The organism is Methylobacterium sp. Leaf88 (assembly GCF_001422795.1).
Classification (GTDB): domain Bacteria; phylum Pseudomonadota; class Alphaproteobacteria; order Rhizobiales; family Beijerinckiaceae; genus Methylobacterium.
In genome coordinates, this window is the sequence record NZ_LMMK01000045.1 from 261 (window position 1) to 6379 (window position 6119).

At 65.7% G+C, this 6119-nt stretch carries 5 protein-coding genes and 1 pseudogene; 2 read left to right on the forward strand and 4 right to left on the reverse strand.

The window, feature by feature from the left end; all coding sequences use genetic code 11:
- On the reverse strand, positions 1 to 993 hold a 993-nt coding region (locus tag ASF20_RS16535), incomplete at its 3' end, for a right-handed parallel beta-helix repeat-containing protein (RefSeq protein WP_156648109.1).
- Positions 994 to 1123: 130 nt separating this feature from the next.
- Positions 1124 to 1771, reverse strand: a complete 648-nt coding sequence (locus ASF20_RS23550; protein ID WP_162242632.1) for a transglutaminase-like cysteine peptidase — start codon at positions 1769 to 1771, stop codon at positions 1124 to 1126.
- 71 nt (positions 1772 to 1842) lie between these two features.
- Here ASF20_RS23550 and ASF20_RS23555 point away from each other — a divergent pair.
- Positions 1843 to 2102 (forward strand): annotated as a pseudogene (locus ASF20_RS23555) (hypothetical protein); the annotation flags it as partial.
- Between the two features lie 85 nt (positions 2103 to 2187).
- Here the strand turns inward: ASF20_RS23555 and ASF20_RS16540 are convergent.
- Positions 2188 to 4797 carry an EAL domain-containing protein gene (locus ASF20_RS16540; RefSeq protein WP_162242633.1) on the reverse strand — a complete coding sequence of 870 codons (2610 nt, stop codon included), beginning with the start codon at positions 4795 to 4797 and terminating at the stop codon, positions 2188 to 2190.
- A 544-nt stretch (positions 4798 to 5341) separates the two neighbouring features.
- On the opposite strand from ASF20_RS16540, the gene ASF20_RS16545 reads away from it, so the two are divergent.
- Positions 5342 to 5623, forward strand: coding sequence for a hypothetical protein (locus ASF20_RS16545; protein ID WP_056275908.1), 282 nt, complete (start codon positions 5342 to 5344; stop codon positions 5621 to 5623).
- Between the two features lie 109 nt (positions 5624 to 5732).
- Here the strand turns inward: ASF20_RS16545 and ASF20_RS16550 are convergent, their stop codons facing one another.
- Positions 5733 to 5999, reverse strand: coding sequence for a hypothetical protein (locus ASF20_RS16550; RefSeq protein ID WP_156648110.1), 267 nt, complete (start codon positions 5997 to 5999; stop codon positions 5733 to 5735).
- Positions 6000 to 6119: the final 120 nt, after the last annotated feature.

Consider the following 6119-nt stretch of genomic DNA (forward strand, 5'->3'; position numbering starts at 1 on the left):
AACGTTGTTGCGAACAACGACGTCGGTCGATCTCACGCCGGTCTTCGAAGCACGAACTTCGATCCAGTTCCGGATCTTCGGATCCGTCGAAGAAACAATATTTCCCTCAACAAAAACACCAGAAATGCCATACAACGCGATCGCGTTCCAGACGTTAACACTGACCTTATTGTTCGTTACACGAACATTCTGCCAGGAACCATCAAAAATCGTAATGCCCTGCATGTAGTCGCCGGGCCCTATGAACTCGATGATGTTCGAGTCGATCAAGATATTTTGGTATTGCCCTGAATTTGGGGCCGGAAAACCCTGAATACCATCGGCATGGAGCGGGTCTACCTGCGTATGGTACCCGCCTCGGATCCTGTTGGAGACGATCCTCAGATTGTTGGCGCCGAACTCGATCGCATCGTTGCCGAACGCTTCGAAACTGCAACCCTGAACCACTCCGCCATCGCCGGCCACGCTCAGGCAATTGCGAAGGTTGAAGAAGCGGCTTTCCTTCACGGAGACCTGCGGGCCGCGTGCGAACAGGCCGATCGGATAAGGCCGATCGACCCAATCGCGGCTGCTCCAACCCGTGACGCTGTCGGAGGTCGCGAAACTGCACCGTTCGAACAGAATATCCCGCGAACTAGGATCTATCAGCACCAGACCTGGGACGGTCGCTCCGCCCTTCTCTCCTCTGAACGCGAGGTTGCGGAAAACGATCTGATCGGATCCGCGCACCACCGTCGGGCCCAAGACCGCACCGTCTTCACCGGTCAGTTCGAGCCGACCACCTTTCAGAGGTTGAAGCGTCAATGGCCCATGGCCACCAGCCATGAGGCGCAGGCGCCGCGTCGTGCCGGCGGGAGCTTGAGCGAGCGCCGCAGCGATCGAGTCGCCCGGCTTGACGATGACCTCCCTGTCGGTCGCCGAGGCGATGCGAGGGAAGCCGGCCGCACCGAGGCCAGCGATCACTTCACGGCGGGACAAGAGCGGAAAAGACACGTTCACCTTGGCTTGCGGGCACCCCCCAGAAGCTTTGTGCAGGCCCCTTCGTCTGTCAAGGCAGACAGTCGAACTCCGGCGCGGACTGGATCGCGGTCGTTCCCTCGCGGCATGCCACCGATCGAATGGCTTAGAGGGGCGCTCCGGCGCTTGCGATGCGGTTCCGATGCGCGGGCTGCGGACGACTCGATACAGTCTGTGCACGGTGGGCAGGAGAGCTCCCACTCAGGTCGACCCAATAGCGGGGTTTTGCGGCCGACTGCCGCTTCAGCCATGCGTAGCGCACGGTGTTCCAGGGCATGATGGCCGCATTCAGATTATCGAGGACGTAATCGCCTCTGTTCGTGCGCACCGTCAGAACAAGGTGGCCCTGGCCATCACGCGTCATGACCGTGGCAAGTGAGAGGGCTGAAATTGGAAAACCGCGTCGCGCAAGTTCATCCCGCTTTTGAACCGCATAATCGTTGCAGTTGCCGTATCGGGTTTCCAGTGACCAATGATCACCGTCCTTGGCTGGATTCGGTGCTATACGCGCGTTGACAGCTGCATTGACGCTCCGCATCTCGGCGAGATTATTTGGCGTAAGCTCGATGACGATGGGCGTCTCCTCTGAAGGTGTCGCACACTGGGACTGATACTTCAGACAGAATTTGAGAAACGCCATCGGCGCCAAGGTCGGCTCGCCGTCTGCGATGAAGACCGCCTGCGCGGTTCCGCTCGCTGCGTGTCCGTTGGCCGAGGCCGAAGGGGGCGACAGGGCCACGAACAAGGCCGCCATGACTGTAGAGCGCCGCATAACCACCTCATCCTCGGAGGCGACGCTAAAGGTGAGAGGTTACGAAGAGGTTCGACGACGACCTCTCCGCGCAGCAGCCGAGCCTTCCGCATCCGACCCACTCGTCGCTGCATCGCTGCCTGCCGGATGTCGACAGTGACAAGCCTCAGCGCTCGCGCTTCAAGGCCGACCCGATTCCGCGACCGTCACATCGGCATCGCGCAGGTCAGCCCCGGACAGGGCAAGCTGCATCGGTTCGTGGCCATGGACCGTTGAAGCCCGCTTCGCTTTCCTTGAACAGCACGGACGCGCAACGCAACGGATCGCCGAAGCGTGAAACGCCCGATGAAATGCGTGGCGCGCCGGCGAAGAGCCAGAGCGCATCCCCGTGTCCGGCTCGCTCGGCGAGGCTTCTCCCGCTACCGCGCGACGGGGACGGATGCGGGAAGGCGCCCGAGATCGGAGGGGAATGGGAGCGCGCTTGCCGGGACATCGAACCCGTCTTCTGTGAGCTGCTGCCTGCGTGGGTGGCCTGCAATCACATCGATCTTGGGTACGGTGCCCTCCTCGAGACCACGACCGTCGCCCGCGCATGGCGCTTGATGAAGGTCCGACACGCCCTCTGGGAAATCGCCAGAGGCATGCGCCACGAGGGTCTGTCGTTCACCGCCGCGAAGCCACCTCGTCCCATCCGGGTAGGCGACCGTCTGGCGACGGGAGGGCCGGCCGATCAGGTAGCCCTGGACCGCGTCGCAGCCGATCGCCCGGAGGAGATCGAGTTGCTCGCGGCTCTCCACGCCCTCCGCCAGGGTCGGGATGTTCATGTCGCGGCCCATCTGCGTCACCGCTTTGATGACCGCCAGGGATTGCCGGTCGTCCAGCGCCGCGGCGACGAAGCTGCGATCGATCTTGATCCGGTCGAGGGGAAGATCGCGCAGGTGGGCAAGGGAGGAGTAGCCCGTCCCGAAATCGTCCATCGCGATCTTGACGCCGACCCGCCGCAGAGCGTCCAGGGTATGGGCGATCTGCCGCCCGTCCTCGACAAGCGCCGTCTCCGTGAGTTCGAGTTCGAGCCGGCTCGCAGGCAGGCCGCTCGCGGCCAGGGCTTCGGCGACATGCGTCAGCAGGAGGGGCGAACGGAGCTGGACCGCGGACACGTTGACGGCCAGATGCTGCGCGTCCGGCCAGTTCGCAGCCTCCCGGCAGGCCTGTTCCAGCACCCATTGTCCGATCGGAACGATCAGCCCGGTCTCCTCGGCGAGGGGGATGAACTCATCCGGCGAGACCAGTCCGCGATGCGGATGGTTCCAGCGGATCAGGGCTTCACAGGAGACGATCCGGTCGGTCGTGAGCGACAGGATCGGCTGATAGACGAGATAGAACTGCCGCAGGGCGAGCGCCCCGCGCAGATCGTTCTCGAGATGGCCGCGGGCGGCGATCGCCTCGATCATGCCGGGCTGGTAGCCGACCGCCACCCCGCGGCCCCGGCGCTTGGCTTCGTACAGGGCGATATCGGCCCGCTGCATCAGGTCGCTGGGACCGGTGCTGTCGTCGAGGCCGCACACGCCGATGCTGCAGCCGACGACCACGGTCATGCTCGCGAGGATGTAGGGCTTCTCGATCTCCGCCACGATCCGGTCTGCCAGGGCCTTGGCCGAGGCCGTATCGCCCGCCGTGAGGATCGCGAGTTCGTCGCCGCCGTGCCGGGCGATGAAGTCCGCCTCGCCGATGAGCGCGCGCAGCCGGCCCGCCACCGCGACGAGCAACTGGTCACCGACCGCATGGCCGAAGGTGTCGTTGACGAATTTGAACCGATCGAGATCGAGCAGGAGCAGGGTGGATCGAGCCCCCGTCTGATGCACGGCGAGCATCCGCTCGTTGAGCGCGCGCCGGTTGCACAGACCCGTCAGGGGGTCGTGATAGGCCAGTTGCGAGATCTCCGCCTGGGCGCGCCGGTCCCGGGTCACGTCGTCGTAGGTCAGGACGGCGCCGTCGGCGACGGGCTGGCAGGCGATCGACAGGATCCGGCCGTCGTCGAAGAGGTGCTCGATCCGGGTCTCCTCGTCCTTGCCCATCCAGAGCCAATGGTTGCCCGCCACACGGGCGGTGCGCTCGGCATCCCATCCGTTGGAATCACCCGTGGCCTTGAGAAAGTCCTCGAGGTGCATCCCGACCCGGACGGCGTCCGGAGCCAGATCGAGCATGCCGAGGAGGCGCTGGTTGTAGAGTTCGATGGATCCCTGGGACGAGATCTTCAGGATGCCGTTGGACATGTTCTGGAGCGCCGTCGCCAGGACGTTCAGGTGGGCCTGTTCCTGGGCCTCGAAGCGCCGGGTCGCCGCCAGGGCGACGAAGGCACCCGTGATGAGGATCGCCGCACCGGCGGCGGTCAGGATGCTCAGCGCCACCTGGACGTTCGGGCCGAGCGTCGCGGTGGGTTGCCCCTCCAGCACCGTCCCGGCCAGGGAGGTGAAGTGTGTTCCACACACCGCCAGGACGATGAGCGCGCAGGCGATCGCATCGAAGGGCCGGCGCTCGGGGAGGAGGCGCGCCCCCGCCATCACCCCCGCCCCCAGCAGGTAGGCCAGGGCGTTGGCCGTGTCCGACTGGCTTTGGGTGCAGCCTTCGAGGGCGGACATGCCGGTGATGTGCATCGCGCCGATGCCGAGCCCCGCCACGGCACCCAGGAGGCCCCGGGCCGGGCGACCCTTCGGCAGGGCCGAGAGCGCGAAGGGCACGCCCACCGCCACCACGGCGATCAGGGCGGACGCGATCGTGGTCCCGGAATGGAAGCCCAGGATGACGTCGGTCCGATATCCGAGCATGCCCAGGAAGTGCGTGGTCCAGACTCCGAGCCCGGCGGCGAGGGCCGTGCCCACCAGCCATCGTCCGCGTCGGGTCGCCGGCGCGGCCTCGGCCTTCCGGAGCAGGTGCACCGTCAGCCAGGCACTCAGGGTGCAGATCGTCGCTGCAGCCAGGACGGAGACGACGGCCTGGCTTTCCAGAAGCGTTGCGAGGGTGAGCATCATGGGATGCATTTAGCCCGGGAGACCTTATGTCTTCGTCAAAAGCTTCAGTGAACGCCGCGTTACTCTTGCTTGATGTTATCATGGTCGTCCGTGGCTTTTATCGCGGATTGAAGGCGGCAGACTCAGACACGACTTTGTGATTGGGATGCTATAGCCTAGTTGTAGAGGACCCCGCCCTTCCCGTTCCTCGATCATCGTCGAGCTCCTGGTTGCCGTGAAGGCCGGCCCGACCGGCGCGCCTCGGGTCTGGAGGGACTGCCGGTTCTCCCGTGCATCCCGCCCTGGCATCTGCTAGAACGAAGGAAGAACATGTGTTGGCGCGGCCACCGGCCCGGTATCGATCCGTGCACGGGCGCTCGGCCCCTCTCCCACGCCGGGTGAAAGGGCCGGAGGGCGCGGACGCTCGGCGCATTCCGTTTGCCCGGCGAACCCGGCAGGGCGCGGACCGCCCACTCGATCACCGGGGGCGATGGGGTGGCCGGCACGAGGCGGGATCCACACGGGCCGGTCCTCATCACGGATGATACGAGAAGAGGATCCGATCATGGCATTCAAGGCGAAATCGGCGGCCGAGACCAAGGCCGCGGATCTGGCATCCGCCCTCATCCGCATCGCCGACCGCGAGGGCGCGCCTTTGAGCATCGGCGTCGACCAGCTTCGACAGAGCCATCCGCGCCTGACGCCTCTGGCGATCGGGCAGACGTTCCGAAAGCACCGGGACGGTCTCGAGGCCGCCTTGCGCGAGCGCGGCTATGCCCTCGTCGACTATGCCGACCAGGGGCCGGGCCGCGGCATGGCGTTCGACATCGACGTCGACGTCGGCTGAGGCGGCCCCCGGTGGCTTGACCCCCGGGCATGAAGAACCCGCCGCGGCCGGAGCCGGGCGGGTCGGTCGGGACTTGTCAAGAACAGGCCTTGCCGAAGGCCGTCAGGCGTCAGCGGCCGCCGGCGCTGCTGTTGGGGACGGCCTGCTCGGGCTTGCCGGCATTTCCACCCGCGGCCGAGTCCGTCGTCGCCGTCTCGGCACCGGTCGCACCCCGGGAGACGGACACGCTCGGGTCGTTGCCCGTGGTGTTCGGCTGACCCTGGATCACGGTGCCGCGCGGCTGGCCGGGGGCGGCGCCAGGGGCCGTGGCGGGCTGGGCCAGGGCGGACAGGCTGAAGAGGGAGGCGCTGAGGGCGAGGGCGGCAGTTCTGATCATGGGGTGTCCTGATGGCGAGATTACCAGGGCAACAGTCGGTCCGTCTTCGTCGTTCCCATCGGAACCTGTCGATCGGAACCTGTCGATCGGAACCTGTCGATCGGAACCTGTCGATCGGAA

Bases quoted from the DNA above. Each gene is read 5' to 3' on its own strand.
- ASF20_RS23550 (WP_162242632.1), bottom strand. From the start codon at position 1,771: ATGGCGGCCTTGTTCGTGGCCCTGTCGCCCCCTTCGGCCTCGGCCAAC.
- ASF20_RS16540 (WP_162242633.1), bottom strand. From the start codon at position 4,797: ATGATGCTCACCCTCGCAACGCTTCTGGAAAGCCAGGCCGTCGTCTCC.
- ASF20_RS16545 (WP_056275908.1), top strand. From the start codon at position 5,342: ATGGCATTCAAGGCGAAATCGGCGGCCGAGACCAAGGCCGCGGATCTG.
- ASF20_RS16550 (WP_156648110.1), bottom strand. From the start codon at position 5,999: ATGATCAGAACTGCCGCCCTCGCCCTCAGCGCCTCCCTCTTCAGCCTG.